Genomic DNA, 2,243 nt, shown 5'->3' on the forward strand with positions numbered 1-2,243 from the left:
GAGCTGCTCCTGACAGTTGTCTGCGGTTGGCGCGGCGTCGATCATCGCGGTCTGGCGCTCGTACGCGTTGCGCGCGAGCAGGGTGGCGGCCTCGGCGTCGGCCACGATCGGGGTGCTGTTCGGCCTTGACGCGCAGGTCGTCCGGGATCTCGACGACCTCGAAACGCGCACCACGATCGGTGTCGCCCCGCCACACCTTCGCGGTCATCTCGACCAGGTCGACGATGCCCTCGAACTCGCCCTCCGCGCCGATCGGCAGCTGAATCACCAACGGCCGCACGCCGAGCCGCTCCGCGATGGTCCGCACGGTGAACGCGAAATCCGCACCGAGCTTGTCCATCTTGTTCACGAAGCAGATCCGTGGCACGCCGTACCTGTCGGCTTGGCGCCACACCTGCTCCGACTGCGGCTCGACGCCCTCCTTGGCGTCGAACACGGCGATCGCGCCGTCGAGTACCCGCAGCGATCGCTCCACCTCGACGGTGAAGTCGACGTGGCCGGGGGTGTCGAGGATGGTGATCTCGTGCTCGTTCCACCAGCAGGTGGTGGCCGCGGCGGCGATGGTGATGCCGTGTTCGCGCTCCTGGATCATCCGGTCCATGGCGGCGGTCCCGTCGTGGACCTCGCCGAGGGTGCGGGTGACGCCGGTGTAGAACAGCACCCGCTCGGTGGTGGTGGTCTTGCCCGCGTCGATGTGGGCGGCGATGCCGATATTGCGCATGCGGGCGAGGTCGGCGCGTGGTCTGGTCATTGGGAATCCCCCGGTGGGTCAACTAGTTCGGTCGAAGAGTCGACGCTCGCCAGTTGTGCGTTCCACCGGACGGCACGGGCGTCGGATCACGCGGCGCCACACCGGCGCCCGAAGACCCGATGCGAACTAGTGCCGCGAATGCGGACGTGCCGTAACCATGGGACCAGTTCTACGCGGTCGGCGGCCCAGCTGTCGACGGGTTTTCCGCAGGCGCGTGTTCCGGGATTCGAGCCGGGCATAAATGCGGCGCGACCACGGTTCGTCACAACGAGGGATCGCCCGCACCCCAGAGGAGACCCACCGATGACAGCAGAGTTCGACCCGCAAGAACTGCTCGCGACGGCCAAGCTCGGCGTACTGGCCACGATCAAAGCGGACGGACGTCCGCAACTGTCCCCCGTCACCCCGTACTACGACCGTGACGCCGGGATCATCTACGTCTCGATGACCGAAGGCCGGGCCAAGACGGCCAACCTCCGGCGGGATCCGCGGGCCGCCTTCGAGGTGACCGCGCCCGACGGCTGGTCCTGGGCCACGGCCGAGGGCAGCGTCACCCTCACCGGTCCCGGCACCGACCCGAACGGTCCCGAGGTGGAGGCTCTTGTCGCCTACTACCGTGCCGCTGCCGGGGAGCACCCGGATTGGAACGAGTACCGGGAGGTCATGGTGTCCGATCGCCGCGTGCTGATGAGCTTGACCGTCGAACACGTCTACGGCGCCAAGATTCGCTGATCAGAAGGCCCTCACCGAACTTCTATGACGGATTCGCCAGCGTCGAGCATCTGGACGATGGTCGGCAGGACGGGCAAGATCGCTTCGAGAAGCGCCTTCCGCGAACAGTTCCCGATCCGAATCCACACAACGGCCGGCGCATTGTCACCGCCCGTCGCGCGGCCGAGGAGGATGAAGTCTTCGTCCTTGGTAACGATCGCGGCGCCACGACGGAGACTTTCATTCCAGACCTCCGTATCGGGCGCGGAGGTCATGTCCAGGTCGCAGACGTGTACCGCGTCATGTCCTTCGCTCGCGATGGCTCGGGCCAGCGCAGGTGGCAACTGCGCATCCACGAGGAACTTCAAGAGGCGGTCCGCAGGATCGGGTGATCGGCCTCGGATGCCGCGAAGGAGAGGCAGGCGCGGATGTCTTCGCGCTCGAGATACGGGTAGTCCTCGAGAATCGAATCTTCATTCTCGCCTGCCGCCAATAGTTCCAGGACGTCTTTGACCCTGATTCGCATGCCACGAATGCACGGCCGACCGCCGAGCTGGCCGGGGTCGAAGGTGATCCTTGATTGGTGGGACACAGTGCGATTGTATCCGTCAGTCCGCGCTCGGACCCGAATCCAGGAACTTGGTGACATCGGGGGCGAAGCGTGGATGTTTGATCGCGCCGAGGTGGTTGGTGTCGGGATAGATCTCGAGGCGAGCGCCGGGGATGCCGTCGGCGGTGTGGCGGAAGGTCTCGACGGAGTAGTACTCGTCCCGATCACCGC

4 protein-coding genes are annotated in these 2,243 nt (G+C 66.0%); 1 reads left to right on the forward strand and 3 read right to left on the reverse strand.

All coding sequences use genetic code 11. From position 1 onward, the window contains the following. Positions 1-751 (reverse strand): GTP-binding protein (locus ACFWPJ_RS30885; protein WP_378856755.1); only part of this gene is annotated, 751 nt, incomplete at its 3' end. A 303-nt stretch (positions 752-1,054) separates the two neighbouring features. Between ACFWPJ_RS30885 and ACFWPJ_RS30890 the strand changes: the two genes are divergently transcribed. Continuing rightward, entirely contained in the window at positions 1,055-1,483 is a 429-nt protein-coding gene (locus ACFWPJ_RS30890) for a PPOX class F420-dependent oxidoreductase (RefSeq protein WP_378856757.1), read from the forward strand. A gap of 11 nt (positions 1,484-1,494) precedes the next feature. On the opposite strand, the gene ACFWPJ_RS30895 is transcribed toward ACFWPJ_RS30890, so the two are convergent. After that, positions 1,495-1,830, reverse strand: coding sequence for a DUF5615 family PIN-like protein (locus tag ACFWPJ_RS30895; RefSeq protein ID WP_378856759.1), 336 nt, complete (start codon positions 1,828-1,830; stop codon positions 1,495-1,497). Then, positions 1,827-2,054, reverse strand: a complete 228-nt coding sequence (locus ACFWPJ_RS30900; RefSeq protein ID WP_378856761.1) for a DUF433 domain-containing protein — start codon at positions 2,052-2,054, stop codon at positions 1,827-1,829. Before ACFWPJ_RS30900 ends, ACFWPJ_RS30895 begins: the two co-directional genes overlap by 4 nt. Between the last annotated feature and the right edge of the window lie 189 nt (positions 2,055-2,243).

This window comes from Nocardia sp. NPDC058497 (assembly GCF_042720195.1).
Classification (GTDB): domain Bacteria; phylum Actinomycetota; class Actinomycetes; order Mycobacteriales; family Mycobacteriaceae; genus Nocardia.